Here is a 25,954-nt window from a genome sequence, read left to right on the forward strand (position 1 = left end):
GTTCTAGGGTGGGTCGGCCCAGCGTAGAGGGGCACGACACCGGCATCGTGGTGAGGCGGCGCGGCCCGGTCCACCGAGGGAGGCGCATGGACCCGCGAGCACGGTCTGGCCGCTTCGTGCCCGCCGCCCTCGACCTGTGGGTCGCGGTTCTCGCGGCCCTCCTGCTGTGGCCGCTGCTCAGCAGCGCAGGCCACCCGCTCGCCCGCGACCTCGTCTTCACGCCGCACCAGCCCTTCCGGCTCGCCTGGCTCGGTCTCGGCGACACCCCGGCACGCGCCGTCCCCCTCGATGCGCTCGTCGCCCTGGCCGACCTCGTCGTGGGCGGCGACGTCCTCGCCCGGGTCACCCTCGTCGGGGTCCTCGTCCTCGCCGGCGGCGCCGCCCACCGGCTCCTTCAGGGCGCCCACCCCGTGGCCCGTGCTGCGGCAGCGGGCTTCGCGGTGTGGAACCCGTTCGTCGTCGAGCGGCTCGCGCTGGGGCAGTGGGCCCTGCTCAGCGCGTATGCCGCGTGCTTCGCCGTCGTCGCGGCCGCCGTACGCCTCCGTCGCGTCTCGGACGAGGAGGGGGGAACCCGGGTCCGCGCCGCAGTAGTCCTCCTCCTCCCTTCGGCCCTCGCGTCGGTGACGCCGACCGGGGCGGTCGTGGCGGGTGCACTCGGGGTCGTCGTGGCCTCGACCAGGGGGACGCGTCGTCTCGCCGTCGCCGTGGCCGCGGTCGTCCAGCTGCCGTGGCTCGTCCCTGCCCTGCTCGGCGCGGCCGGAGCGACGGGCGACCCTGCCGCCGTAGACGCCTTCGCCGCGAGGGCGGAGCGACCCGGTGGTGCCCTCTGGAGCCTGCTCGGGCTCGGCGGGGTCTGGGACGCCGGTTCGGTGCCACCCAGCCGGAGCGGGGTGCTCGGTCACGTCGGCTCCGTGCTCGTGGTCGCCGTCCTCGGCTTCGGGTGGCCTCGTCTGCGTCGGTTGCTCCCGGAGGCCGCACCCCGTCTCCTCGTGGTCGCCGGGGTCGGGCTCGGGCTCGCCGTCGCCGCGACCGTCCCGGCTGGGGCCGACCTCGTGCGGCGGCTCGTCGAGGGCGTGCCGGGCGCAGGCCTGGTGCGTGACGGGCAGAAGTGGCTGCTACCTGGTGTCGTCCTCGTCGTCCTCTCGTTCGGCGCCGTCGTCGACGGCCTCCTCCGTGCCGCACGGGAGCGATCTCCGGGTCTCGTCGCGACGATGGGGACCGTCGCGGTGCTGCTCCCCCTGGTGGTGCTCCCGGACGCGACCCGGGTCGTCTGGCCCACCGTGCGCCCCGTGGACTACCCCGACGACTTCGCTCGGGTGGCCCAGGTCGTCGACGGGACCGACGGGTCGATGGCCTCGCTGCCCTGGGCGCCGTACCGCGTCTTCCCGTGGGGGTCTCCACTCGCCGTCTACGATCCCGCGTCCCGGTGGTTCGACGTCGACGTGGTCATGTCCGACCGGCTCTCCGTGGGTCCCGTGACCCTTGGAGGTGAGAGCGGACGGTCCGCGGCCGTCGGCACGGCCCTGGCCAGAGCCGGGCGGCCCGGAGGCGCAGTGGCGGCCGGCGACGAGCTGCGCCGGCTCGGCGTGCGCTGGCTCCTCGTCCAGGCAGACTCGAGCGCTCACCCGGCCCTGCCCGCCGGCTACGTGGCGCGCCTTCGCGGTGCGCATCTCGAGCTCTACGAGTCTGCCGATCCCGTTGTGCTCCAGCCGGATCCGGGAGCTCTCCGCGTCGCAACCGTGGTGTCCGTGGACGCTCTCGTGGCTGCTCTCGTCCTGGCCGCGCTGGTCCTCACGACCCGCCACCGCTTCAGCCGTCGCCGCGGGCTACTCGCTGGTATGCTGCCCCGGACCCAGAGAGGGAGTTGAGGATGCTCACGAAGGTTGTCGGCCCCATCGTGGCCGGTGCCGTGCTTGCCGGTGTCGGACTGTTCGGTCTCGTGTCGTCGCAGACCGCGCCGCCCGCGACCAACCCCGCGAGCCAGGAGATCATCACCTACGGCGACCGCTGACGCGGTCCACGCCGACCTCGCCGAGCGCTTCCTCGAAGCGCTCGGCGCTGTCGTCCCAGTCGAGCAGTCGCGAGCGGCGGACGCCCTCGGCGGACAGGGCGGACCGTAGCCCGGCGTCACCGAGCAGGCGGCGCGTCGCGGCGAGCAGCCCGGCCCGGTCGTCGACGAGCAGCCCTGTCTCCCCGTCGACGACGGACTCGTTGAGGCCGCCACTTTGGCGGTAGCCGATGGTCGGCGTCCCTTGGGCCGCGGCCTCCGTGACGGCGATGCCCCACCCCTCCTTGACGGATGGCAGGAGCATGACCCAGGCGCTCGCGAGCAGCGCGTCGCGCGTCGAGTCCTCGACGTGACCGTGGAACGTGACGAGGTCGGTCACGCCCAGGCGAGTCGTCTCCTCGACGAGGTGGCTGCGCCACCAGCCGTCACCGACGACGTCGAGCGCCAGGTCCGGCACCTCGCTGCGCAGCTGAGCCAGCGCCCAGAGCGCGTGCTCGATCTGCTTGTGCGGCACGAGTCGCGCCAGGACGACGATCCGCGGACTCCGCGACCGCGGGACCGTGGGGCACCGACGCGCGTGGTCGAGACCGTTGCGCACCACCGTGACTCGTGGCCGCTCCACGCCGATCCGTGCGAGGTCGGCCGCAGAGTGCTCCGACACCGTCACGACCGGCACCGTGCGGTAGAGCAGGGGCGTCACCCGCGACTCGACGAACCAGCCGAGACGTCCTCGCCAGTCCGGGTAGATGATCGCCCACTGCTCGCGGTGCAGGTGGTGCACGAGCGCGAGCACGCCGTGGCGTCGGAGCAGTGGGGACGCGAACGGCAGGCCGTTGATGACGTCGACGACGACGTCGCGGTCCCTCCCTTCGCGCGTCATCAGGTGCGCGAGCCCACGGACGTAGACCGTGAGCCGGCCGCCGGAGCGGCGGTGGTGGACACCCGCGACCGTCTCCCGGGCGGGCGCACCGGCGTACGCCGCACTGCGCACGGTGACGTCGTGCCCGCGAGCCGCGAGCCGACGCGCGATCTCCTCGACGTAGACCTCCGAGCCGCCCCCGTCGGGGTGGCCGGGGTCGCGCCACGTCAGGAAGGTGACCTTCACGCGCGGGCGTCGGCCAGGAGGCGGTGGCAGAGGTCGAGCGGCAGGCCCTGCTCCCGGGTCATGGTGACGCCGAGCTTCTCGAACGCGCGGGTGCCGTAGAAGGACGGCGTGATGGTCCCCGGTCTGGCGTTCCAGCTCGCATCCCACTCGATGTAGGGGACGAAACCCACGAAGCCGCCCGGCGTGGACGTGACCTCGGCGAACCCGAGGTCGCTCGCCACGCCGATGCCGACGCGGAAGGTCGAGTCGCGGTACACGGCGAACCACTCACCGGCGTAGTTGCCGGCCTGCGTCGTGATGACGACGCGCGCGTAGTTGTCGTCCTTGGTCTCCAGGTAGACGTGCCGGTCGACGGTGCCGTGGACCGTGAACAGCAGGACGCGTCCGTGCCGGAGGCGGTCGTCGACGCGCACCTCGACGACCTGGGGGCGTGCCTCGACGAGGATCCACGGCTCGTACGCGTCACCGGTGTTGAGGTAGAGCGCGTCGCAGTCGCCGAGGACGTGGAGCTCGTCGGTGACACCCTTCGCGGGCAGGTCGTCGGACTGGGTGACCCGCCGGCTGAGAGCCGAGCCCGGGCCGCCGCTGACGCGCGCCTGGGTGGCCACGAACTCGCGCAGGTCCTCGCCACGGTGCGTGGTCGCGGCGGTGGACACACCGGTCAGCATGTTGGCGGCGATGCCGAAGCACGCGAGGACGACCGACGCCGTGAGCGCCGCCGCCCGCACGGCGCGAGGGAGGCGCTCGAGCAGCCCCGTCAGGCCCCACAGGCCGACGGATCCCGCCACGACGAGGACGGGGACGAACTCGCTCGTGTAGCGGTAGGCCACGTAGCCGTAGGCCATGACCCCGCCCGTGACGAGCAACCCGGCGAGCACGGCAGGTCGCAGCGCCCGTCGCTCGATGGAATCGGTGCGACGCAGCAGGACGGGCAGCGAGGCGAGGGTGAGGAGGAGCAGCAGGGGCATGAACGCCGTGACACTGCCCGTCCGGTAGAACTGGTCGAGGTACGCGCCGCCGTAGGCGCGGGCCGGCTCGCCCGGCAGGGTGATCCACGGGAAGTAGTCGACGAGGCGCACGCCGTCGGGTCGGAAGTAGTTGACGAGCGAGGTCAGGAAGAACTGGGGCCCGGTGATGGTCCCGCCGTTGGCAGCGAGGGCGTCCCGCCGATGCTCGTTGACCGACGTCCACACCTGGTCCTGGAGCGGGAAGAGGTAGGGGTGGTCGAACTTCAGCTGGTTGTAGGCGACGGCCACCGCGAGTGGCACCGCGCCCGCGAGCGTGACGATGCGCCAGGTCGGACGGCGCTCCGGGCCGTACCGGCCGAGGGCCGTCCACACTCCGACGCCGCCGACGACGAGGCACACGGCCCAGCCGCCGGTGGTGCGGGTCAGGGCGCTGGCCAGCGCGAAGCCGCCGAGCCACAGCGCATGGTTCCGCGTCGGCTCGAGGACCGTGCGCACGATCCAGTAGAGGGCACCCACCACGAGGGCGACCGCCCAGAGATAGACCTCGTGGTAGACCCACGGGAGCGCGGCGTCGAAGGTCAGCACCGTGCCGCCGGTCGCCGCGGCGAGGAACACGGCCGCGGCGACGGCCTCGAGCATCGTGACCGGCCGCGTCCCCCGCAGGCACCGGTGCACGAGCCACAGCAGCAGCACCGTCATGACGGCGAGGACGGCCCAGGCGAGGCCCATCGAGACGAGGCTGAGCCGCCCCGTGAAGGCGTTGGTCAGTAGCAGGACGGGCAGGCGGAGCAGGGCCGGGAACGGCGGGAAGTACATGTAGGTGCGGTCGTCGATGACGAAGCCCTCGATGCCGAGGCTGCCGGTCGGGACGTCGACCCGGCCGTCGAGGAAGGCCTGGGCCTGCAGGTCGAAGAAGTTCGAGGCGTAGCCGAGACCGACGGCCGTGCGCGTCGGGTCGAGCCGGAAGTCGAACAGCGTGAGGTAGAACGCCACGCCGCCGACCACGAGCCCGACGGCGGTGGCGACCTGCGCGCGCCGCTGTCGTAGCGCTGAGGTCAAACCCGCTCCAGGACGTAGAGGAACTGGTAGCCGAACAGGGTCGGCCACACGCGCGTGGCCGCCCGGTCGGCCGCGGCGACGCCGTTGGCGACGGCGCCGACGGTGGTCTCCTCACGGCCTCGGGCGAGGACGTCGACGGGTGAGCCGACGGTGTCGCGGGCCACGATGCGCAGACCGTTGGACGTGACGAGCCGCTCGAAGCTGCGCCGGGTGAAGAAGCGCACGTGCCCCTGGTCGAGCGGCCCGCGCTGGTCGTAGTCGAACCGTCCGATCGCGACACGACCTCGCGGGTACCAGTGCCCGAAGTTCGGCACGGACACGAGGATCCGCCCACCGGGTGCGAGCGCGGCCGTCATGTCCTTGAGCAGGTGGGCCGGATCGGTGACGTGCTCGAGGACGTCGGCGGCGACGACGACGTCGAACGGCTCACCGGTGTCGGGCAGCCCCCGCTCGAGGTCGGCCTCGACGAAGTCGTCGAGGCGGTCGCCGACGCCGTCGTGCTTGACGATGTCGACGCCCACGACGTGGTGACCCTGCTCGCGCACGAGGGCGCCGAACTGGCCGTCGGAGCAGCCGACGTCGAGCACGCGGCCGGGGGAGCGGCGCCCGAGCCAGCCGAGGAGCCGCCCGTGGGACGAGTGCGGTGACGGCTTGAGGGCGTAGGCGGTCTCGTCGAGGCCGGTCGAGCCGCTGCCGAAGCCCATCTGGGCGGCGCGGAAGCGCACGACGTCAGCCGTGACGTCGCGCGCGTACCTCATCCCGTTGACGTAGCAGATCTCGTCACCGTAGTACGTGGGGATCGGGACCTCGACGATGCGCTTCCCCGCGGCGTGCAGGCCCAGGATGATCTCGGTGTCGAAGTCGAAGTCGTCGGAGTACGCGCCGAGGTCGAGGTCGGCGAGCGCGTCGACCCGGTAGGCGCGGTAGCCGCTGTGCCACTCCGTCAGTTCGAGGCCGGTGAGGGCGTTCTGCATCGTCGAGAGGATGCGGTTGCCGACGTACTTGTAGGCCGGCATACCCCCCGCGCGGGCCGCGCCGCGGCGCATCATGCGTGAGCCGAAGACGGCGTCGGCGTCGCCGGCGAGCAGCGGCTCGACGAGGTCCTCGATGACCTCGGGGGCGTACTGCCCGTCCCCGTGCAGCAGGACGACGACGTCGAGTCCGTGCGAGATGGCCCAGCGGTAGCCGGCCTTCTGGTTGCCGCCGTAGCCGAGGTTCTCCGGGTGCCGGACCACGGTGAGCGGCAGCGAGGAGCCGCTCTGGTATGCCGTCGCCACCGCATGCGTGTCGTCGACGCTCGCGTCGTCGCCGATGAGGATGTGGTCGACCCCGGCGATGAACGTCTCGGGCAGCCGGTCGAGGACCCGGGCGAGGGTCGTCGCGGCGTTGTAGGCGACGACGAGGACACCCACGCGCTTGGGCGTGCTGGACGGACGTGCATGAGCTGGGGTGAGCACCGTTGACCTCCCGGACGGTGCCCCACGGGGCAGCCGACGACGAAACTTCGCGGAGTCTAGCGCTGCAAGTTACTCGCGGGAAATATTGTGCGATAGTTCCGCGCATGACAGCGCTGTCCCTCATCGACGTCGGGTCGCTCACCGCGGATCTCGACGAGTCGGCGGCCCGCTACGCGGCCGCTCCTCCCTACCCGCACATCGTCCTCGACGACGTGCTCACCCCCGCGGCGTTCGCCGCCGCGGTGGAGGAGTTCCCGGGGATCGACGACCCCTTCTGGAAGGGCTACCTGCACGTCAACGAGACGAAGTACTCCAACACCCTGCCCGACACCTGGGGCTCGACCCTGACGGCGGTCGCCAAGGAGTTCGTGTCGCCGGAGTTCGTCGCCTACCTCGAGCGCCTCACCGGCATCGAGGGGCTCATCCCCGACTGGTCGATGGACGGCGGTGGGCTCCACCAGACGTTGCGCGGGGGTCACCTCAACATCCACGCGGACTTCTCGACGCACCACACGCACGAGAATTGGGCACGGCGCGTCAACATCCTGCTCTACCTCAACGACGAGTGGCAGGAGGAGTGGGGTGGCCAGCTCGAGCTCTGGGACCGCGACATGACGGCGGTCCAGGGCACGGTCACGCCCAAGGGCAACCGGATGTTCGTCTTCACGACGTCGCACGACAGCTTCCACGGCCACCCGGACCCGCTGCTGTGCCCCGAGGACGTGGCGCGACGGTCGATGGCGCTCTACTACTTCACCCAGGAGGAGCAGACCGTTCGGCGGGCCACGAACTACCGGGCGCGCCCCGACGACGGTGCCAAGAGGGTCGCGATCTGGGCCGACAAGAAGGCCGTCGACCTCTTCGACCGGGCCAAGCGCCGGCTCGGCGTCACGGACGAGACGGCCCAGCGCTGGCTGGTCCGCGTCGACCGGCTCCGTCGCAAGGGCTGACCGGTCCGACGTCGACGCCGTCGAGGGGGACGCGAGCTAGCTGCGCGCGGCGTCGGTCGGTGCCGTCGTCTCGGGGGTCCCGGGCTCTGCGGGCGAGGGGGTGTCCGAGGAGGGCGCCGCCGTCGTGGCGGGCCCGGCAGCGGGGCGGCGGTCCCACCTGGGGTGCGCGAGCCACGTCTGGAGCGGGCGCTCGACGAGCCGCTGCGCCACGACGACGAAGGCGGCCGTGATGGCGAGGGCGACGACCGTTCGCGCGGGCCACGACCACGACGTCGTGTGACGGGTCACTGCCCAGAAGATCGGGTAGTGCCACACGAAGATCGCCATGGACGCGTTGCCGAGGACGACGAAGGGGCGCCAGGACAGCGCGCCGCTGAGTCGGGTCGGCGCGGCGAGCGTCACGGCCGAGACGACGAAGGCGACCGCGGCGAGGTTGATGAGCACGCCCTGCCAGCGGAAGTACGTCTCGTCGTGGCCGGTCGTCAGCATCAGGGCGACGAGGCCGAGCAGTGCCACGGGCATGAGGACGGCGGCGAAGCGACGGACCCTCTGCCGGATCCACGGCATCGCCACCGCGGCCAGGGCGCCCCAGAGCATCCCGTCCATGCGTGTCGTGGTGCGCAGCAGCGCGCTGTAGAGGCCCTCCGCGTCGACGACCCAGGAGCGCCACAGCGTCACGGCGACGAGGGTGACGGCGATCAGCGTGAGCAGCGCGACGCGCCGTCGACCGAGCAGCTTGACGACGATGATGAGCAGCACCGTCACCTGCAGGTAGACGCAGACGTACCAGAGGTGCCCGAGGTCGGGGCGGGCCAGCAGGGGGCTGTCGCGCAGGAACCAGTTCCACGTGTAGGTGACGATGCGGACCGCTGACTGGCGCAGGTTGGAGCGGTCGTAGAGGTCGGTGTCGTCGAGCGTGTGGACGATGAGGACGGCGGCCACGAGGGCGTAGACGTGGGCGCTGACCCGCGCCCAGCGCCGCACCGTCGCGGTGCGCGCCCGCAACCGGCCCGTGTGCTCGACCTCCCCGAGGAGCGAGCGGGTCAGCAGGTAGCCGCCGACGACGAAGAAGATCGTGACCGCGAGGTTGCCCGCGCGGAAGAGCCCGACGACCGGGGAGGCCTCGATGCCGGTGGTCGGCCAGAGCGCCCACCCGTGCGAGAGCACCACGAGGAGGATGGCGATGCCGCGCACCCCGTCGAGCGGCGCGAGCCGTCGCGGTGCCGACGACACCGGGCCGTCCTTCATCTCGGCGTTCATGGCCCGCACTGTAGTGACATCCGGGCGGCGGGGGCACCATGACCGCTCGGTTCGGGCTGCCACGTCACACGCCCGGGGCAGGGTTGCCGAAACGTTGCACGAACTGGCGCGTCGAGCACGGGGCGCCGCGGGGTACTCGCTGGTAGGGTTTCGCCGAACTGAAGCCGGACGAAGCCCGAACCTGGGTCAGACGGCCGTCGACGAAGGGGTCGCTCGGTGCGCAAGGTCTTGAGCATCATCCTGCTCTTCCTGGGGTCCTTCCTGCTGGTCGGGGGGCTCATCGCCCGGTTCTGGGTGCCGGGCCAGGTCGAGAAGACTCCTCTCAACGTCAACTCCGTGACGCGGCTGTCCGGCGACGCCCAGCTCTTCGACGGGACGGCGCTGCAGGCGACGCCCGTCAAGGCGACGAGCGTCACGCACTCCGACACCTCGAAGTCGGACGGCTCCGTCGTCGTCATGCAGAGCTCGTCGTGCCTCGTGAAGGACCCCGACGGCACCGCGCCCGACTGCGTCTCGGCCGACGACCCGGACAAGCGGCTCGTGTCCGCAGGCACCGACGTCTTCGCCACCGACCGGGTCACGGCGCTCGCGGTCAACGACTCGAAGTACCTTCCCGCCGACGCCAAGAAGCACGAGGGGCTCATCAACAAGTTCCCGTTCCACCCGGAGAAGGCCGACTACAAGTTCTGGGACGGCCTGACGAGTCGCGCGGTCCCGGCGACCTTCCAGGGCGAGGAGGACCTCGACGGCGTCAGCACGCACAAGTACGTCGTCCGCATCGTCGACGGCGACATCACGATCGGTGAGGACGCCGGGAAGTACTCCACGGAGAAGACGATGTGGGTCGACTCCGTCACCGGCTCGATCCTCAAGCAGACCGAGCACCAGACCCGCAGCATGGCCGCCTCGGGCCAGACCGTGCTCGACCTCACGTTCGGCTTCACGCCCGAGACCGTCGCGAAGAACGTCGAGGACGCGAAGGCCAACGCGAGCAAGCTCACCCTGCTCACCTCGACCGTCCCGCTCGTCGGCCTCGTCGGCGGCGTCCTCGCCCTCTTCGGCGGCTTCGTCCTGCGCCAGAGCGAGGCCCGGACCGGGGACGCCTCGCGCCACCGCGTGCCCGCGAACGCCTGACGCTCCGCTCGCCCCGACCGTCGTCCCGTCGCCGTCTCGGCGTCGGGACGCCGTCGTCCGGGGTCGGCGCGCGCGGCCCGGGTCACCCGGGTCGCCCGGCACGATCCCCTCAGCCCGGCTTGCGGCAGCTGAAGATCGCCGTACCCGGGATGACCCGTCCACGCAGGGGAGACCAGCCGCCCCACGGCTCCTCGTGCCCCGCGGGCCACTCGGGCTCGACGAGGTCGACGAGGACGAGCCCGGCCGCCGAGATCTCCCGCACCCGGTCGCCCACCGTGCGGTGGTGCTCGACGTAGGTCGCGCGGCCCCGGTCGTCCTGCTCGACGTAGGGCGTGCGGTCGAAGTAGGAGTGGCGTGCCGTCAGCCCGGCTGGACCCGGGTCGTCGGGAAACGCCCACCGCACGGGATGGGTCGTCGAGAAGACGAAGCGTCCACCGGGTCGCAGCACGCGGGCCGCCTCCGCCATGACGACGGCGGAGTCCGCGACGAACGGCACGACGCCGTATGCCGTGAAGACGGCGTCGAAGGACGCGTCGGCGAAGGGCAGGGCGCGCCCGTCGCACTGGGCGAAGGGCACGCGGGAGGCCGCCTCGGGGCTGTCGCCGAGCGCCGCGTTGACCGCCACGCCGGTCGCGACCATGCCGGCCGACAGGTCGGTGGCCACGACGGTCGCGCCGTGGGCCGCGAGCCAGCGGGAGCACTGGCCCGAGCCGGCGCCGATCTCGAGCACCACCTGGCCGGCCGGGTCGCCGAGCAGCTGCGCATCCTCCTCGCGCAGCCGCTCCGGTCCCCAGACGAAGTCCGTGTCGCCGAGGAACGACCCGTGCTCGACGTAGTACGACGCAGCCTCGCGGTCCCACCACGTGCGGTTCGCGGCGGCCGTCTCGTCCGGGGGAGCGGGACGACGGGTGGCCTCGGTGGGCGTGCTCACGGCATACGTGCTCTCTTTTGACCGGCTGGTGACAGCGCGGATAGGATTGCCGAGCACATCCGTGTGCGCACGATCAATGTTGCACCTGTCCACAAGGCATCGAGGCGCAGGCCGTCAGGTCCGCCGCCGCGAGGTCCCCAATCTAACTGTCCACAATCGGAGTTCCTACTACATGACTGCCAACACGGTCGAGAAGACCGCGCCTGAGATCGCCATCAACGACATCGGCTCTCAGGAAGACATCCTTGCGGCGATCGACGCCACCATCAAGGACTTCAACGACGGCGACATCGTCGAGGGTCGCATCGTCAAGGTCGACCGGGACGAGGTCCTGCTCGACATCGGCTACAAGACCGAGGGCGTCATCCCCTCGCGCGAGCTGTCCATCAAGCACGACGTCGACCCGGGCGAGATCGTCAAGGTCGGTGACGAGGTCGAGGCCCTCGTCCTCCAGAAGGAGGACAAGGAAGGCCGTCTGATCCTGTCCAAGAAGCGTGCGCAGTACGAGCGCGCCTGGGGCACGATCGAGAAGGTCAAGGAAGAGGACGGCGTCGTCACCGGCACCGTCATCGAGGTCGTCAAGGGTGGTCTCATCCTCGACATCGGCCTCCGCGGCTTCCTGCCCGCCTCGCTCGTGGAGATGCGTCGTGTCCGCGACCTCCAGCCGTACGTCGGCAAGGAGATCGAGGCCAAGATCATCGAGCTCGACAAGAACCGCAACAACGTGGTCCTGTCGCGCCGTGCCTGGCTCGAGCAGACGCAGTCCGAGGTGCGCACGACGTTCCTCAAGGAGCTCCAGAAGGGCCAGGTCCGTTCGGGCGTCGTGTCCTCCATCGTCAACTTCGGTGCGTTCGTGGACCTCGGCGGCGTCGACGGTCTTGTGCACGTCTCCGAGCTGTCGTGGAAGCACATCGACCACCCGTCCGAGGTCGTCGAGGTCGGCACCGAGGTCACCGTCGAGGTGCTCGACGTCGACATGGACCGTGAGCGTGTCTCCCTGTCGCTGAAGGCGACGCAGGAGGACCCGTGGCAGCACTTCGCGCGCACGCACGCCATCGGCCAGGTCGTCCCCGGCAAGGTCACCAAGCTCGTCCCGTTCGGTGCGTTCGTTCGCGTCGAGGACGGCATCGAGGGCCTCGTCCACATCTCCGAGCTGGCCGAGCGCCACGTGGAGCTGCCGGAGCAGGTCGTCAACGTCGGCGACGAGATCTTCGTCAAGGTCATCGACATCGACCTCGAGCGTCGTCGCATCTCCCTGTCGCTCAAGCAGGCCAACGACCAGGCCGTCGCGGCGTCGGAGTTCGACCCGACCCTCTACGGCATGGCCGCCGAGTACGACGAGCAGGGCAACTACAAGTACCCCGAGGGCTTCGACCCGGAGACGAACGAGTGGCTCGAGGGCTTCGACGCCCAGCGCGAGAAGTGGGAGCGTCAGTACGCCGACGCCCACGCTCGCTGGGAGGCCCACAAGGCCCAGGTCGACGCCGCGACGAAGGCCGACGCCGAGGCTGCGGCCAACGCCGGCTCCGCGACGTCGTACTCGTCCGCGACCGGTGACGTGGCCGAGGCCGACGACGCCGACCGTGGCGAGCGCGCCCCGCGCAACGCCCCGGCCCCGGCCGAGGGCACGCTGGCTTCGGACGAGGCGCTCGCTGCGCTTCGCGAGAAGCTGACGGGCAACTGACGCCAGTCACGCGCAACACCCGAGAGCCCCGGACCGACACGGTCCGGGGCTCTCGTGCGTCGCGGCCTCAGTCCCGGACGGGTCCGTCGTAGTCGAAGTCCTCGAACCCGTCGTCCCAGTCGTCGCGCTCCTGGACCGTTGCGACCCGGGCGACGGGAGCGAGCGACGCGCCCTGCGCGACGGCAGCGGCCGTAGCGACCGTGGCGACCGGCTCGGTCGCTGGACCGCGCCGGACGGCCGGCTGGGTGGCCGCCTGCGTCGAGGCGGTCGACCCGCTCGGCCCCACGACGGGCGGGGTGACGGGGCGGGCCGTCCCGACGTGCCGGACCATGAGCGTCACCGGTCGCGCGACGAACCGCTCGACAAGGAGGACGACGCCCGCGAGGGCAGCCACGGCGACGGCCGTTCGCGCCGCAGGGGGCCAGTCGGGCGTGTGGCGCATCGTCAGCTCGAAGATCGGGACGTGCCACACGAAGATGCTGAGCGACGCCGCCCCGAGCCAGGCGAGCCGGGGCTCCGAGAGGGCGCGGACGGCATACGCCCTCGGGTCGAGCGGCGCCGCGCACCCGAGGACCAGCAGGGCGCACGCGGCCGTGAGCACGATGCCCTGCACCTTGAAGTACGCGCCGATGTCGTAGAAGGCGCACGAGACGACGACGCCCACGACGACGAGGAGCGCGCCACCGACGAGCGGCGCCGACTGGCGCCGGAGGCCGTCGCGGAGGCGGTCGGGCAGCAGGTCGACGAGCAACGCCGCCAACGCGCCGTAGAGCAGGCCGTCCATGCGGGTGCTGGTCATGAGCGAGGCGGCGAACCAGCCCTGCGTGTCGTAGACGTACCACCGCCAGGCGGTCACGACGGGGATGGCCGCGGCGAGCAGCGCCGCGAGCACCCGCCGGTGTCGCGACAGGAGCAGGACGAGGACGAGCAGGACGACGTAGAACTGCAGCTCGATGCTGAGGTAGTAGAGCGGTCCGAGGTCGCTCCGTGCGTCGAGCGCATGCGTGCGGACGTAGACGTTCCACCAGTACGTCGCCACCGCGAACAGGGAGCTGTTCGTGGCCGACCGGGAGTTCGGGTCGGTCGGGTCGATTTCGGCGACGACGGCCACGACCGCGAGCAGGAGGTAGACCTGCAGGCTGATCCTCACGAGCCGGCGCGTGAACGACACGATCGGGCCACGGAGGCCGTCCCGGGACCGGGCCGCGAGCATGCCCCGGGTCACGAGGAACCCACCGACGACGAGGAAGATCGTCACCCCGATGCTGCCGGCGGCGAACAGCCCGGCGACGGGGCCGAGGTCGGGACGCAGCTGCTCCGGCCACACCTTGCCGAGGTGCGACAGGACGACGAGGACGATGGCGATGCCGCGGAAGCCGTCGAGCACGGCCAGGCGCGAGCCCCCGGGGTGCTGCTGCGGTGCAGGCGGACGGGTGCTCATGGCTCGACCACCGGGGCCGACGGTGAGGTCAGGCGTGCCGTTGCCGCTACGGGTGGCGCCCCGGGGGCGGCCTCGAGGGGGCGGGGGAGGAGGTGGGTGGCCAGCCAGCGCCGCGTCGGCTCCTCGATGAACCGGTGGGAGGAGGCCACGACGAGCCCGAGCAGGGTGACGGCCACGACCGTCCGGGTCGGCCACTGCCACGTGGTCGTGTGCCGTGCGACGATGGCGAACACCGGGAGGTGCCAGACGAAGATCGCCAGCGACGCCCGGCCCAGGTAGCCGAGGGGTCGGCTGGAGAGCGCGCGCGAGGTGACGGTGGGGGCGGGATCGAGGAAGACCGTCGCCACGAGCACGCCGCCGACGAGCGTGAAGACGACGCCCCACTCGTGCAGGTACTGGAAGGGCGGGAGCTCCTGGAGGATCCCGACGAGGACGACGAGTGCGACGGCGCTGGCGGTCATCGCCCGGCCGGCCAGATGGCGGAGCGGTACGAGCCACGGCAGGGCCACGGCGACGAGGACGCCGAGGACGAGTCCGTCCGAGCGGGTCGTGGTGGAGCTGTGCGCGACGACCCAGCCGTCGGTGGCGAACACGTGGTAGCGCCACACGGTGACGGCCACGAAGAGGGCGCCGAGCAGCCCCGCCAGGGCGCGTCGCCGGCCTCCGAGCAGCACCACGAGGAGGGGGAGCACGAGGTAGCACTGCTGTTGGACGCTGAGGTACCACAGGTGGAAGAAGTCAGGCCGAGCCTCGAGGGCGTGCTGCTCGGTGTAGGAGTTCCACGTGAAGGTGAGGACGTTGAGCACCGACTGGTGCGTCGTCCGGTCGCTCGTCGGGTCGGTGGGGTCGAGTCGGTGCAGCGCCAGGATCACGACCGCGAAGGGGATGAGCTGCACGCCGAGGCGGACGACGCGTCGGGCGTAGAAGCGCACGGGGTCGATGACCCCGCGATCGTGCTCGCGCAGCAGACCCCGGGTGACGATCACGGCGCCGATGACGAAGAGCAGCGACACCGCGCCGCCGCCGAAGAAGCCTCCGACGACGGGAACGGGCAGCACGAGGTCGGTCGGCCACAGGTTGCCGTTTGCGTGACCGAGCACCACGAGCACGATGACGACACCGCGCAGTCCGTCGAGCGCGGCGATGCGGCGAGTGGCCCCGGTGCCGACAGGTGTCGGTGGGCTCGTGGCGGGCGCGTCCGTGCGACCTGGTCCGGCAGTCACGCGCGTGAGACTACCCGGTGGTAGCCGGAGGCGGCGCGGGTCGGTGACGCTCCGAGGCGACCCGGGGGAGGGGGAAGGCGGGCCGGCTGTCTCAGGATGCATGAAAGGCGATGACGCATTTCCGACTGATTGCATAGGAATTAGGGAAGGTGGCGACGTGACGTTGCCGCCGAAAAGGCTTGAGAGGCAAAGGAACTCGCGCCCTGGCGTCGCTCGGTGAGGGTGCCTCGCCCGAGTGGAAATGCCCGATTCGGCGATTGACGGGGCGTCGGCGGGCTTCGTAGTGTCGTCGACAGGTCAAGAGTTCCAGCGTCAAGCCCCGGCTCGCTGGACAGCAACCCTCCACCGCGGCGGGGTGCTCCGGGTGAGGACCAGGCCGTCGCCAGCAGGCGACGGCAAGCGCGGACTCGCAGTGGTCGGGTCCAGGACCGAGGAGCCGACATGGCGCGCACGACGAGCACCCATCTGGTGCTCCGCCGCCACGTCGACCTGCTCCGCGTGTCCAGCGCGCTCTGTCGTCCCTGACGACGTCCTGCCCGCCGAGACCTCGGTCGGCCGGTCGGCGCCCGTGGCCCAGCGGTGATCCCGCAGCCCCGTCGCCAGCACGCACCCCCGCAGCCGCTCCCTGCCTCCCGTCCGGTGGCGGGTGCCCGAGCCATCCCTTCAGGAGCCTCACGTGCCATCCCTCTCCACGGTCCGGCGCTCAGCGCCGCCGACCACCACGTCCTCGACCTCGTCGTCGGCGCCTCCGCCGGCCGAGCCCCCGCAGCCCCCGCAGCCCCCGCAGCCCCCTCGAGCGTCGACCTCCGCCGCCCCGGCTGCTGCGGAGCCGGCAGCAGACTCGGTCCCGCTGTCCGGAGGCGGGCCGGTCCTCACCGTCGTCCCGCGCCGCAACCCGTGGACCTGGGTCGGGGTCGCCGGCGTCGGGCTGCTCCTGGCGATGTTCGTCAACGGCCTCGTCACCAACCCCGGCTGGGACTGGGCGACCTTCGGTCGCTACTTCGCCACCGAGACCGTCATCCGGGCCCTCGGCACGACGATCCAGCTCACCGTCCTGGGAACCGTGGCCGGCTTCGCCCTCGGGCTCGTGCTCGCAGCCATGCGACTGTCGTCCAACGCGTTCCTGCGGACCGTCGCATGGGCCTACATCTGGGCGTTCCGGTCGATCCCGCTCATCGTCCAGCTGCTCTTCTGGTTCAACATCGCCTACCTCTACCAGACGATCAGCGTCGGGCTGCCGTTCGGGCCGTCCTTCGGAAGCGTCGAGACCAACGACCTCTTCGGAGCGCTCGGCGCCGCAGTGCTCGGCCTCGCCCTGCACCAGGCGGCCTACGCCGCCGAGATCATCCGCGGCGGCATCCTCTCCGTCGACGAGGGGCAGCGAGAGGCGGCCTCGGCGCTCGGCATCCCGCGGCGGCGCCAGTTCACGAGGATCGTCCTGCCGCAGGCGATGCGCTCGATCCTGCCCAACGCCGCCAACGAGGTGATCAGCCTCTTCAAGGGCACCTCGATCGTCTCGGTGCTCGCGATCCCGGAGCTCTTCTACCAGGTGCAGGTGATCTACGGCCGCAACTCCCGGGTCGTGCCGCTGCTGCTCGTGGCGACGGTCTGGTACATCATCCTCACGACGCTCCTGTCGATCGGGCAGTACTACGTCGAGCGGCACTTCGCCCGAGGCAGTGCCCGGTCCCTGCCACCCACACCGCTCCAGCGGCTCCGGGCCCGGTGGGCCGGCATCGCGACCCAGGCAGCCCGTCGTCCCGAGGGGGTCTCCCGATGACCGCCCCCACCGCAGCCGTCGACCTCCGCGGGGTCACGAAGTCGTTCGGCGCCCACCGGGTGCTCGACGACGTCGACCTCGAGCTGGCGGAGGGCACCGTCACCGTCATCCTCGGCCCCTCCGGGTCGGGCAAGTCCACGCTGCTGCGCACCATCAACCACCTCGAGAAGACCGACCGGGGGCAGGTCCGGGTCAACGGTACCCTCATCGGCTATCGACAGGCGGGTGACCGACTGCACGAGCTGCCCGAGCGCGACATCCTGCGCCAGCGCAGCCGCATCGGCTTCGTCTTCCAGCAGTTCAACCTCTTCCCGCACCTCACCGTCCTCGAGAACGTCGTCGAGGCGCCGGTGTCGGCGCAGCACCGCAGGCGCTCCGAGGTCGAGGTCGAGGCCAGGGCGCTCCTGGAGCGAGTCGGTCTGGCGGACAAGGCTGCCGCCTACCCGCGGCAGCTCTCCGGTGGTCAGCAGCAGCGAGTCGCCATCGCCCGAGCGCTCGCGCTGCAGCCCGACGTCATCCTCTTCGACGAGCCGACCTCGGCCCTCGACCCGGAGCTCGTCGGTGAGGTCCTCGCCGTGATCAAGGAGCTCGCCCGCGACGGGGCCACCCTCGTCGTCGTCACGCACGAGATCGGCTTCGCCCGCGAGGTCGCGGACACCGTCGTCTTCCTCGACGGCGGCCGCGTCGTCGAGCAGGGACCGCCCGAGCAGGTCATCGACCACTCTGCCCACGAACGCACACGAGCCTTCCTCGACCGCGTTCTCTGACACCACCACCCCGCACCCCTCAGGCCCGTACCGGGCCACCCACGACTCGCACCCCCGGGTGCCGAGAGGAGTCCTCATGCCCGCACGTCCCCACCCCGTCCACCGCCCGACGACGTATGCCGTCACCGTCCTCGCCGTCGCCGCCTCCGTCGCGCTCGCCGCCTGCTCCGGGGCAGCCGAGGCCAGCTCGGGCGGGGCGGCCGGCTCGACCGCTCAGGCAGTCCCGGCCGTCAACACCTCGCCGGACCAGAAGCGCATCACGGCCACGAAGGACGAGAGGGCCGCGGCCCTGCTGCCCGCGGCCGTCCGAGCGCGGGGCACGATCACGGCCGCCAACGCCGGAGCGGGGGGCGGCACGCCGCCGCTCGTCTTCACCGCCGACGACGACAAGACCGTCATCGGTGTCGAGGTCGACCTCGCGCACCTCTTCGCCGACAAGCTCGGCCTCCGGGTCGAGACGCCGGCGACGAGCTGGGAGAACGTCTTCCTCGGCATCGACTCGGGGCGCTACGACGTCGCCCTGACCAACGTCACGGTCACGGAGGAGCGCAAGGAGAAGTACGACTTCGCGACGTACCGCAAGGACGACCTCGCCTTCGAGGCTCCCAAGGGCGGCACGTGGAGGGTCACGAGCGGCAAGGACATCGCCGGCAAGACCATCGCCGTCGGGTCCGGCACCAACCAGGAGAAGATCCTGCTCGACTGGAACGAGGCCAACGTCAAGGCCGGCCTCCCGCCCGCCGAGGTGAAGTACTTCCAGTCGCAGACGGACTACTACCTGGCCCTGGCGTCGCACCGGATCGACGCGTACTTCGGCCCGAACCCGAGCGTCGCCTACCACGTCGCCACGGCCGGCCAGACCGAGGCCATCGGCCACTTCTCGGGTGCCGGTGACTCCCTCCAGGGACTCATCGCCGTGCTGACGAGGAAGGGCTCGGGTCTCGCCGCGCCCTATGCCGCCGCCATCAACTCGGCGATCGCCGACGGCAGCTACGCGAAGGTCCTCCAGCGCTGGAACCTCAGCAGCGAGGGCCTCGAGAAGTCCGAGATCAACCCGCCCGGCCTGCCCAAGACCGACTGAGCCCCTTCACCATCCAGGAGACGAACCACCATGCAGCACACTAAGACCCACGCGCATGCCCGACGCCGCGCACTCGTCGTCGCGGCCGCCGTCCTGTCGACCGTCGGCGTGCTCGGAGCGTGCGCCGACCCGGTCGGCACCGGGACGACGCAGGTGGACCCCGAGGCCCTCGGCGACTCGAAGGTCCTCCCGGTCTCGTTCGACACCTCGGCCGACGCGAAGCGCCCGGTGGGCACCCTGCACCCGGAGATCGCGGCGACGCTGCCGGCCGACGTCAGGGCCAGGGGCACCCTGGTCATCGGCAGCGGCGGCGCGGGCGGCGGCATACCCCCTCTGGCGTTCACGGCAGACGACAACAAGACCCCGATCGGGGTGGAGGTCGACGTGGCCCACCTCGTCGCGGACGTCCTCGGTCTCGAGCCCGACGTGCAGACGACGAGCTGGGAGAACCTCTTCATCGGCATCGACTCGGGCAAGTACCAGGTCGCGATCTCCAACGTCGGCGTCTCGGAGGAACGCAAGGAGAAGTACGACTTCGCGACGTACCGGCTCGGGTTGCACGCGTTCGAGGCGAAGAAGGGCTCGACGCTGCACGTGCGGGGGCCGGCCGACATCTCGGGCAAGAAGGTGGCCGTCGGGTCGGGCACCCTGCAGGAGGCGATCCTGCTGCGCTGGAACGAGGAGAACGAGAAGGCCGGACGGGCACCTGCCGAGCTCGTCTACTACCAGGGCACGACGGAGTACTACCTCGCCCTCGACTCCGGCCGCATCGACCTCTACCTCGGCCCGAACCCCACGGCGACGTGCCACGTCGTCACGGCCGGGAAGACGCAGATCGTCGGCACCGTGTCGTCGAGCTTCCCGATCCCCGGGAAGGTCGGGGTCCTGACGAAGCGGGGCAACGGCCTGGCCAAGCCCATCTCCGACGCCATCAACGCCGCCATCGCCGACGGCAGCTACGGGAAGGTCCTCGCCCGCTGGGGTCTCACGGCCGAGGCGGTGCCGGCCTCCGAGGTCAACCCGGCAGGGCTGCCCAAGCCGACCGAGACCTCCGGCAGGTGAGGCACTGACATGGCCACCATCGTCACCCTCGCATCGAGCCCGTCCGCGGCCTCGCGGACGGATGCCGTCCTCGGCCACATCGAACGCCGTCTCACCGTGCGCGGTCACGACGTCCAGCGTGTCGTCATCCGTGACCTGCCCGCCGGAGCGCTGCTGGCCGCCGACGTGACCGACCCGCAGATCGCTGCGGTCGTCGCGCAGATCGACGCGGCGGACGCCGTCGTGGTCACGACCCCCGTCTACAAGGCGGCCTACACCGGACTGCTCAAGACGCTGCTCGACCTGCTCCCGCAGTACGCGTTGCGCGGCAAGTCGGTGCTGCCCGTCGCCACCGGCGGCAGCGCGGCGCACGTCCTCGCCGTCGACTACGCGCTGCGGCCGGTCCTCGTGTCGTTGGGCGCCGAGCACGTCACCCAGGGCTGGTTCGTCCTCGCCTCCGACGTGCAGGTCTTCCCGTCCGACGGGGGTGTGCTGCTCTCGGAGGCCGCGTCCCGAGCTCTTCACCAGGTGACGGAGTCGTTCCTGACGCACGTCGCGCGGCACCGACGCGAGGAGTCGCCCGCCCTCGATGACGACGTCGTGCTGCGGGTGTCCCCGCACGACGACGTCGCGGCCCCGTTGCTCGAGGACCTCGTCGTCGAGTACGGCACGCGCTACGGCCTGTCGACGCCGCACACCCGGCTGACGGAGGTCCCGGTCAGCGACTTCGAGGGGCCCCACGGGGCGTTCGTCGTCATCCTCCGAGGCGGGCGGACGATCGCCGGCGGTGCGATCCGGCGCTACGACGACCACACGGCCGAGGTGAAGCGGGTCTGGACCCATGCCCAGTTCCGGCGACAGGGGCTCGCTCGCCGCGTCCTGCTCGAGCTCGAGAAGGCCGCGGCGGGCCTGGGCTACCGGAGGATCCACCTCACCACGGGTCCGCGCCAGCCGGAGGCCCTTGCCCTCTACCTCGCGGCCGGCTACCTGCCGGCCTTCGACCTGCACGCCGAGCCTGAGTCGATCGGCCCACACGCCTTCGACAAGGAGCTGCCCGCCGGGACCGTGCGATCCGCCTCGGCCGCAGACGGATCCGGTCGCTCGATCGTCAGCGGCCCGGCGACCGCGGCTCTGCGCTCCTACCCGGACTGGGGCGCGGCGTGACTCACCGACGGATCATCGTCGTCGGCGCCGGGCCACGCGCACTCGGCCTCGTCGAGCGCATCGGTGCCAATGCCGGCGTGGTGGGCAGCCCGAGGGAGCGGGTGGAGGTGCACGTCGTCGACCCGCACCCACCGGGCGGCGGCCGCATCTGGCGGACGGCTCAGTCGCCCCTGCTCTGGATGAACTCCGAGGCGCAGGACGTCACGGTCTTCACCGACGCGTCCGTCACCTGCGAGGGTCCGGTCGTGCCCGGGCCGTCGCTCGCCGAGTGGGCGGCCGGCCCCGACGCGAGCGCAGCCGCGGCGGCCCTGTCGGCGCGTGACTTCGCGCCGCGTGTCGTCCAGGCCGACTACCTCGAGTGGGCCTGGCGACGAGTCGTCTCGACCCTGCCGGGGCACGTCACCGTCCACGTCCATGCGGACCGGGCCGTCGAGCTGCACGGGTCCGACGCCGAGGGTGGTCAGCAGCAGGTCACCCTCGCCCGTGGTCCGCTGCTCGAGGGCGACCTCGTCGTGCTCGCCCAGGGCTACCTCGACCAGGCGCCCGCGCCGGACGAGCAGCGGCTGCTCGACGCCGCCGTATCCCAGGGGCTCACCTACGTCCCGCCGGGTCACACAGCAGACCTCGACCTCGAGGGCCTGCGTCCGGGCGAGCCCGTCGTCGTGCGCGGCATGGGTCTGGCCTTCATCGACCTCGTCGTCCTCCTCGGCGAGGGCCGCGGCGGGACCTTCACCGGCGAGGGCGCACAACTGACGTACCACCCGAGCGGACGCGAGCCGGTCCTGCACGTCGGGTCCCGTCGAGGCGTGCCGTACCACGCCAAGCTCGGCTACGAGGTGCGAGCCGCCGCCTACGGACCAGCGCCCTTGCGACACCTGACCCGTGAGCGCCTCACCGCCCTCGGTGGGGGCGCTGCGGCCCTCGACTACCGCACCCAGGTCTGGCCACTCGTCGTGCTCGAGCTCGCGGCGGCGCACTACCGCCGGCTCTTCGAAGCCCATCCCGAGCGGACCCGCGGAACCTTCGAGGCGCTGGAGCGCGCCCTGGTCACGGCCGACGCGACCAGCGGTGAGCTCACAGCCGTCGCCCTGACGCACCTCGCAGACCCCGAGGACGTCTTCGACATCGGGCGGATCGACCGCCCGCTCCGTGCGGTCACCACCGACGCCACGCCGCCCGCCGACGTCGAGCGGGTCGTCGCCGAGCACATCCGCCTCGACGTCGCCCGGCGCGCCGACCCGTCGCGGTCGAGCGACCGCGCCGTCTTCGACACGCTCCTCGGGGTGTATGCCGCCCTGGCGGAGCTCGTGGTGTCGGGCCGCCTCCGCGACGACGACCGGGTCCGCCACGTCGAGGGCCACTTCCACGGGCTCTTCTCGTTCCTCGCGAGCGGGCCGCCGCCTCGCCGGCTCGCCGAGCTGCTCGCGCTGCACCGGGCCGGCGTCGTCCGCTTCCTCGGCCCCGACCTCGAGCTCGGGATCGAGGACGGTGCCTTCGTCGGGAGGTCCGGAGACCGGGTGGTTCGGGCGCGGGCCGCCGTGGACGCGCGGCTGCCCCGCCCCGACAGCGCCCTCGTCACCGACCCCCTCGTCGCCCGGCTGCTGGCCGGGGGCGAGCTGCGCTCGCGACCCGTCGTGGCCGCCGACGGCACAGCCCTCGGTGCGGGGCAGCTCGTCGCCGATGCCAGGGCGCGCGCCGTCCGTGCCGACGGCACCGTGCACCCACGCCGGTACCTCCTCGGGCCCGCCGTGTCGGGCTCTGCCGGCGCCGGAGGCTTCTCCCGACCCCGCTTCAACGGGCCCGGCTTCCGCCAGAACGACGCCGTCGCCCGCGACCTGCTCACCGCCGCCGTGAGCGACCGAGCCGCCGCCCGCCTCCGACTCGCCCCGCACCCCGTTCCCACCACGAGAGACAAGGACCACCGCCATGCCAGTTGAGTTCCTCGGCATCGCCGCCAACCACGACGGCACGGAGACGAGGGCCCGCAGCGCGGGCGCCCTCGACCTGCCGTATGCCGTCAAGCTCGCCCGCGCCCACGAGGACAACGGGTGGGACCGCGTCCTCTTCGCCTACCACTCCGGCTCGCCCGACCCCGCCCAGGTCGCCGCGCACGTGGCGGCCCACACCGAGCGGCTCAACCTCGTCGTGGCTCACCGGCCCAACACCGCCTACCCGACGCTGACGGCCAAGACCTTCGCCACGCTCGACCACATCAGCAACGGTCGCTTCGAGGTCCACGTCATCACCGGCGGCAGCACGGCGGACCAGGCCGCCGAGGGTGACCACCTCGACAAGGACGCCCGCTACGCCCGCACCCGCGAGTTCATCCAGATCCTCAAGCTGGCCTGGACGAGCGACGAGCCGTTCGACTTCGACGGCGAGCACTACCGGTTCGAGAACTTCCTCGCCGACATCAAGCCGCTCCAGACCCCGCGCCCACGGATCTCCTTCGGCGGGTCGAGCCCGGCGGCATACGCCGTGGGTGCACAGGAGGCGGACGTCTTCGCCCTCTGGGGCGAGCCACTCGCCGGGACCGCGGAGCAGATCGAGACGATCCGCGCCGCGGCCGCTGCCGCCGGGCGCCCGCTCCCGACGGTCCAGGTCGCGTTCCGTCCGATCCTCGGCGCCACGGACGAGCTGGCCTGGGAGAAGGCCGAGCGAACGCTCGGCGAGATCCACGCGCACCAGGCCGCAGACGCCTCCAGTGCGCGGGGACGACTGCGCCGCAACGGGTCCCAGCCGGAGAACACAGGGTCCCAGCGGCTGCTCGCGGCCGCGGAGGCGGGGGAGCGCCACGACCGCGCCCTCTGGACCGCGACGTCCGCCGCGACCGGTGGCGGCGGCAACTCCACGGCCCTCGTCGGCACGCCCGAGACCGTCGCCGCGGCGCTGCTCGACTACTACGACCTCGGGGTGCGCATCTTCTCCGCCCGCGGCTACCACCTCTACGACGACGCCGTGGACGTCGGGCGGCACGTCATCCCGCTCGTGCGCGAGGAGGTCGCGCGTCGGGAGGCGGCGAGCGCCGTGACGACGACGGCCGACCGTGAGGCCGTCGCATGAGCGCCAGGGGCGAGTGGCTCGCGTGGCGGGCCGCTCGTGAGAGCGATCTCGTCCAGGAGCACGGCTGGCTCTCGCTGACCGGCTTCGCGTGGCTGCCGGACCGCCCGACGAGCCTGCCCGGCCTGCCGGGCCGGTGGTGGGCCGACGGGGCGGGTGCGATCGTCGAAGCGACCGCGAGCGAGGGGCTGAGCGTCGACGGCGAGCCCGTCGTCGGGTGGGCCACGGCGGACGTCGAGGAGGCAGGGTCGCGGCTCTGGGTGCGGCACGGCGAACGCGTCGTCGAGCTGCTCCGGAGGGGTGGGCGGCTCGCGGTGCGGACCCGGGACCCGCAGGCCACGACGCGTCGGGCCTTCGACGGCGTGCCGACGTGGGAGCACGATCCGGACTGGGTGCGCCCCGGACGGTTCACGGCCGCAGACCCTCCGGCGCGGGTGGAGGTGCGCACCGCCCGTGACGACCTCGTCCAGCACGCCACCGTCGTCGGCACGGTCGACGTCGACATCGATGGGGTGCGGCACCGTCTCAGCGCGGTCGGCGCCGGAGACGGCCTCGGACTCCTCTTCCACGACACGACGAACGGTGCGCTCTCGGCGCCCTGGCGCACCGTCACGACGTCGGCCCCGGACCCCGACGGCAACGTCGTCGTCGACTTCAACCGGGCCGTCAACCTCCCCTTCGCCTTCACCGCGTACGGCACGTGCCCCGGGCCGGTGACGGGCAACCGGATCGCCGTGCCCGTCACAGCCGGCGAGAAGCGGCCGGCATGAGGTTCTGCACGTACACCTTGCTCGACACGAGCCCTGACCCGGTGACGGGGGTTGCCCGCTCCCAGACGGAGGCGTTCGAGCACGTCACGCGCCAGGCCGTCTGGGCCGAGGAGCTCGGTTTCGACGCGTTCGGGGTGGGGGAGCGGCACGCCCAGCGCTTCGTCTCGTCCTCGCCGCCCGTCGTCCTCGCGCACGTGGCAGCGCACACGTCCCGCATCCGCCTCATGACGACCGTGACCGTGCTCTCGCTCCTCGACCCCGTCCGCGTCGCCGAGGACTACGCGACGCTCGACCACCTGAGCGGTGGGCGGCTCGACGTCGTCATCGGCAAGGGCAACGACCCCGACCAGAACGCTCTCTTCGGCTACGAGCTCGAGGGCCAGTGGGAGCGCAACGCCGAGAAGTACGAGCTGTTGCGCCGGCTCTGGCGCGAGGAGCGGGTCACGTGGTCGGGACGCTTCCGGCCCCCGCTCGTGGACGCGACGACCCAACCGCGCCCGCTCCAGCAGCCCATCCCCGTCTGGCACGGCTCGGCGAGCTCGACCGAGTCGACCGAGCTCGCCGCTCGCTGGGGCGACCCGCTCTTCTCCGCCAACGGCTTCCACCCCCTGGAGACGTACGCCGCCCTCGTCCGGCACTACCGCGAGCGGTGGGAGGCGCACGGCCACGACCCCGCCGACGCGGTCGTCGGTGCCGGCTTCCTCGGGCTCCTCGTCGCCGACACGACCCAGGAGGCGCTGCGTCTCTACGAGCCGGCGTTCGAGGCGTTCCGGCGCTCGCCGGGGGCCGTGCACAACCGTCTGCCCTTCTCGACGCTGGAGGAGTACGCCCGCGACAGCTCCGCGTTGATCGGCTCGCCCGCCGAGGTCGTCGACAAGATCGGGCGCTACCGGGAGGCCTTCGGCCACGAGCTCTCCGGTGTCTCGCTCGACGTGCCGGGCCTGCCGGAGAACGTGACCCGGCGCAGCGTCGAGCGGTTCTTCGCAAACGTGGCCCCCGTCCTGCGGCGAGAGCACCCGTCACGACAGGAGTTCAGACACACGTTGAATGCCTGACGCACCAAAGCCGCAA

The 25,954-nt window shown here is 71.8% G+C and carries 22 protein-coding genes and 1 riboswitch; of the genes, 15 read left to right on the plus strand and 7 right to left on the minus strand.

The window, feature by feature from the left end:
• Window positions 1-86: 86 nt before the first annotated feature.
• On the plus strand, window positions 87-1,868 hold the full coding sequence (locus tag H283_RS25170; protein ID WP_020144049.1) for a hypothetical protein: 1,782 nt from the start codon (window positions 87-89) through the stop codon (window positions 1,866-1,868).
• A 2-nt stretch (window positions 1,869-1,870) separates the two neighbouring features.
• Entirely contained in the window at window positions 1,871-2,011 is a 141-nt protein-coding gene (locus tag H283_RS27785; RefSeq protein WP_020144050.1) for a hypothetical protein, read from the plus strand.
• On the opposite strand, the gene H283_RS0113495 is transcribed toward H283_RS27785, so the two are convergent.
• The 3 genes from H283_RS0113495 to H283_RS0113505 are packed head-to-tail and all read right to left on the minus strand — an operon-like array spanning window position 1,992 to window position 6,552.
• Window positions 1,992-3,113, minus strand: coding sequence for a glycosyltransferase family 4 protein (locus H283_RS0113495; RefSeq protein ID WP_020144051.1), 1,122 nt, complete (start codon window positions 3,111-3,113; stop codon window positions 1,992-1,994). The two genes, H283_RS27785 and H283_RS0113495, sit on opposite strands and share 20 nt — an antisense overlap.
• Window positions 3,110-5,140 (minus strand): hypothetical protein, encoded by a 2,031-nt coding sequence (locus H283_RS28205; protein ID WP_020144052.1) that lies wholly within the window; start codon window positions 5,138-5,140, stop codon window positions 3,110-3,112. Before H283_RS28205 ends, H283_RS0113495 begins: the two co-directional genes overlap by 4 nt.
• Window positions 5,137-6,552 carry a bifunctional glycosyltransferase/class I SAM-dependent methyltransferase gene (locus tag H283_RS0113505; protein ID WP_020144053.1) on the minus strand — a complete coding sequence of 472 codons (1,416 nt, stop codon included), beginning with the start codon at window positions 6,550-6,552 and terminating at the stop codon, window positions 5,137-5,139. The genes H283_RS28205 and H283_RS0113505 overlap by 4 nt, the downstream gene beginning before the upstream one ends.
• Before the next feature lie 149 nt (window positions 6,553-6,701).
• Between H283_RS0113505 and H283_RS25175 the strand changes: the two genes are divergently transcribed.
• Window positions 6,702-7,547: a 2OG-Fe(II) oxygenase gene (locus H283_RS25175; RefSeq protein ID WP_020144054.1), complete on the plus strand. Its 846-nt coding sequence runs from the start codon at window positions 6,702-6,704 to the stop codon at window positions 7,545-7,547.
• Between the two features lie 36 nt (window positions 7,548-7,583).
• On the opposite strand, the gene H283_RS0113515 is transcribed toward H283_RS25175, so the two are convergent.
• Window positions 7,584-8,807, minus strand: coding sequence for an acyltransferase (locus H283_RS0113515; protein ID WP_020144055.1), 1,224 nt, complete (start codon window positions 8,805-8,807; stop codon window positions 7,584-7,586).
• Between the two features lie 216 nt (window positions 8,808-9,023).
• On the opposite strand from H283_RS0113515, the gene H283_RS0113520 reads away from it, so the two are divergent.
• The gene (locus tag H283_RS0113520; RefSeq protein ID WP_020144056.1) at window positions 9,024-9,941 is read left to right on the plus strand and encodes a DUF3068 domain-containing protein; all 918 of its coding nucleotides are present in this window, start codon (window positions 9,024-9,026) and stop codon (window positions 9,939-9,941) included.
• 109 nt (window positions 9,942-10,050) lie between these two features.
• On the opposite strand, the gene H283_RS0113525 is transcribed toward H283_RS0113520, so the two are convergent.
• Window positions 10,051-10,872, minus strand: a complete 822-nt coding sequence (locus H283_RS0113525) for a class I SAM-dependent methyltransferase (RefSeq protein WP_020144057.1) — start codon at window positions 10,870-10,872, stop codon at window positions 10,051-10,053.
• A gap of 172 nt (window positions 10,873-11,044) precedes the next feature.
• Between H283_RS0113525 and rpsA the strand changes: the two genes are divergently transcribed.
• Entirely contained in the window at window positions 11,045-12,556 is a 1,512-nt protein-coding gene (gene rpsA, locus H283_RS0113530; RefSeq protein WP_020144058.1) for a 30S ribosomal protein S1, read from the plus strand.
• A 67-nt stretch (window positions 12,557-12,623) separates the two neighbouring features.
• Here the strand turns inward: rpsA and H283_RS0113535 are convergent, their stop codons facing one another.
• Window positions 12,624-13,997, minus strand: coding sequence for an acyltransferase (locus H283_RS0113535; protein ID WP_020144059.1), 1,374 nt, complete (start codon window positions 13,995-13,997; stop codon window positions 12,624-12,626).
• Window positions 13,994-15,220 (minus strand): acyltransferase, encoded by a 1,227-nt coding sequence (locus H283_RS0113540; RefSeq protein WP_020144060.1) that lies wholly within the window; start codon window positions 15,218-15,220, stop codon window positions 13,994-13,996. Before H283_RS0113540 ends, H283_RS0113535 begins: the two co-directional genes overlap by 4 nt.
• 295 nt (window positions 15,221-15,515) lie before the next feature.
• Window positions 15,516-15,628, plus strand: a riboswitch (SAM riboswitch).
• 33 nt (window positions 15,629-15,661) lie between these two features.
• Between H283_RS0113540 and H283_RS28690 the strand changes: the two genes are divergently transcribed.
• The 10 genes from H283_RS28690 (at window position 15,662) to H283_RS0113590 (ending at window position 25,938) form a co-directional block, all read left to right on the plus strand.
• The gene (locus H283_RS28690; RefSeq protein WP_369791901.1) at window positions 15,662-15,745 is read left to right on the plus strand and encodes a putative leader peptide; all 84 of its coding nucleotides are present in this window, start codon (window positions 15,662-15,664) and stop codon (window positions 15,743-15,745) included.
• Window positions 15,746-15,896: 151 nt separating this feature from the next.
• Window positions 15,897-17,000, plus strand: coding sequence for an amino acid ABC transporter permease (locus H283_RS28460; protein WP_020144061.1), 1,104 nt, complete (start codon window positions 15,897-15,899; stop codon window positions 16,998-17,000).
• Entirely contained in the window at window positions 16,997-17,767 is a 771-nt protein-coding gene (locus tag H283_RS28465; RefSeq protein WP_020144062.1) for an amino acid ABC transporter ATP-binding protein, read from the plus strand. The genes H283_RS28460 and H283_RS28465 overlap by 4 nt, the downstream gene beginning before the upstream one ends.
• A 76-nt stretch (window positions 17,768-17,843) precedes the next feature.
• Window positions 17,844-18,848, plus strand: a complete 1,005-nt coding sequence (locus tag H283_RS0113560) for an ABC transporter substrate-binding protein (RefSeq protein ID WP_020144063.1) — start codon at window positions 17,844-17,846, stop codon at window positions 18,846-18,848.
• 30 nt (window positions 18,849-18,878) lie between these two features.
• Window positions 18,879-19,910 (plus strand): ABC transporter substrate-binding protein, encoded by a 1,032-nt coding sequence (locus H283_RS0113565; RefSeq protein WP_020144064.1) that lies wholly within the window; start codon window positions 18,879-18,881, stop codon window positions 19,908-19,910.
• Window positions 19,911-19,919: 9 nt separating this feature from the next.
• The gene (gene ssuE, locus H283_RS28640) at window positions 19,920-21,053 is read left to right on the plus strand and encodes an NADPH-dependent FMN reductase (protein WP_020144065.1); all 1,134 of its coding nucleotides are present in this window, start codon (window positions 19,920-19,922) and stop codon (window positions 21,051-21,053) included.
• Complete coding sequence (locus tag H283_RS25185; protein WP_020144066.1) at window positions 21,050-22,990, plus strand: FAD/NAD(P)-binding domain-containing protein; 1,941 nt, start codon at window positions 21,050-21,052, stop codon at window positions 22,988-22,990. The genes ssuE and H283_RS25185 overlap by 4 nt, the downstream gene beginning before the upstream one ends.
• Window positions 22,980-24,116 (plus strand): LLM class flavin-dependent oxidoreductase, encoded by a 1,137-nt coding sequence (locus H283_RS0113580; RefSeq protein ID WP_020144067.1) that lies wholly within the window; start codon window positions 22,980-22,982, stop codon window positions 24,114-24,116. Before H283_RS25185 ends, H283_RS0113580 begins: the two co-directional genes overlap by 11 nt.
• Window positions 24,113-24,883: a DUF1684 domain-containing protein gene (locus H283_RS0113585; RefSeq protein ID WP_020144068.1), complete on the plus strand. Its 771-nt coding sequence runs from the start codon at window positions 24,113-24,115 to the stop codon at window positions 24,881-24,883. The genes H283_RS0113580 and H283_RS0113585 overlap by 4 nt, the downstream gene beginning before the upstream one ends.
• A complete protein-coding gene (locus tag H283_RS0113590) occupies window positions 24,880-25,938 on the plus strand; it encodes an LLM class flavin-dependent oxidoreductase (protein WP_028785579.1) in 1,059 nt (352 codons plus the stop codon). The genes H283_RS0113585 and H283_RS0113590 overlap by 4 nt, the downstream gene beginning before the upstream one ends.
• Window positions 25,939-25,954: the final 16 nt, after the last annotated feature.

Origin of the sequence: Terracoccus sp. 273MFTsu3.1 (assembly GCF_000383675.1) — a bacterium.
In the GTDB taxonomy this organism is placed as follows: domain Bacteria; phylum Actinomycetota; class Actinomycetes; order Actinomycetales; family Dermatophilaceae; genus Terrabacter.

Excerpts from the sequence above, each read along its gene's own strand:
- H283_RS25170 (WP_020144049.1), top strand. The coding sequence starts at position 87 with ATGGACCCGCGAGCACGGTCTGGCCGCTTCGTGCCCGCCGCCCTCGAC.
- H283_RS27785 (WP_020144050.1), top strand. The coding sequence starts at position 1,871 with ATGCTCACGAAGGTTGTCGGCCCCATCGTGGCCGGTGCCGTGCTTGCC.
- H283_RS25175 (WP_020144054.1), top strand. The coding sequence starts at position 6,702 with ATGACAGCGCTGTCCCTCATCGACGTCGGGTCGCTCACCGCGGATCTC.
- H283_RS0113515 (WP_020144055.1), bottom strand. The coding sequence starts at position 8,807 with ATGAACGCCGAGATGAAGGACGGCCCGGTGTCGTCGGCACCGCGACGG.
- rpsA (WP_020144058.1), top strand. The coding sequence starts at position 11,045 with ATGACTGCCAACACGGTCGAGAAGACCGCGCCTGAGATCGCCATCAAC.
- H283_RS0113535 (WP_020144059.1), bottom strand. The coding sequence starts at position 13,997 with ATGAGCACCCGTCCGCCTGCACCGCAGCAGCACCCCGGGGGCTCGCGC.
- H283_RS28690 (WP_369791901.1), top strand. The coding sequence starts at position 15,662 with ATGGCGCGCACGACGAGCACCCATCTGGTGCTCCGCCGCCACGTCGAC.
- H283_RS28465 (WP_020144062.1), top strand. The coding sequence starts at position 16,997 with ATGACCGCCCCCACCGCAGCCGTCGACCTCCGCGGGGTCACGAAGTCG.
- H283_RS0113560 (WP_020144063.1), top strand. The coding sequence starts at position 17,844 with ATGCCCGCACGTCCCCACCCCGTCCACCGCCCGACGACGTATGCCGTC.
- H283_RS0113565 (WP_020144064.1), top strand. The coding sequence starts at position 18,879 with ATGCAGCACACTAAGACCCACGCGCATGCCCGACGCCGCGCACTCGTC.
- ssuE (WP_020144065.1), top strand. The coding sequence starts at position 19,920 with ATGGCCACCATCGTCACCCTCGCATCGAGCCCGTCCGCGGCCTCGCGG.
- H283_RS0113580 (WP_020144067.1), top strand. The coding sequence starts at position 22,980 with ATGCCAGTTGAGTTCCTCGGCATCGCCGCCAACCACGACGGCACGGAG.
- H283_RS0113585 (WP_020144068.1), top strand. The coding sequence starts at position 24,113 with ATGAGCGCCAGGGGCGAGTGGCTCGCGTGGCGGGCCGCTCGTGAGAGC.
- H283_RS0113590 (WP_028785579.1), top strand. The coding sequence starts at position 24,880 with ATGAGGTTCTGCACGTACACCTTGCTCGACACGAGCCCTGACCCGGTG.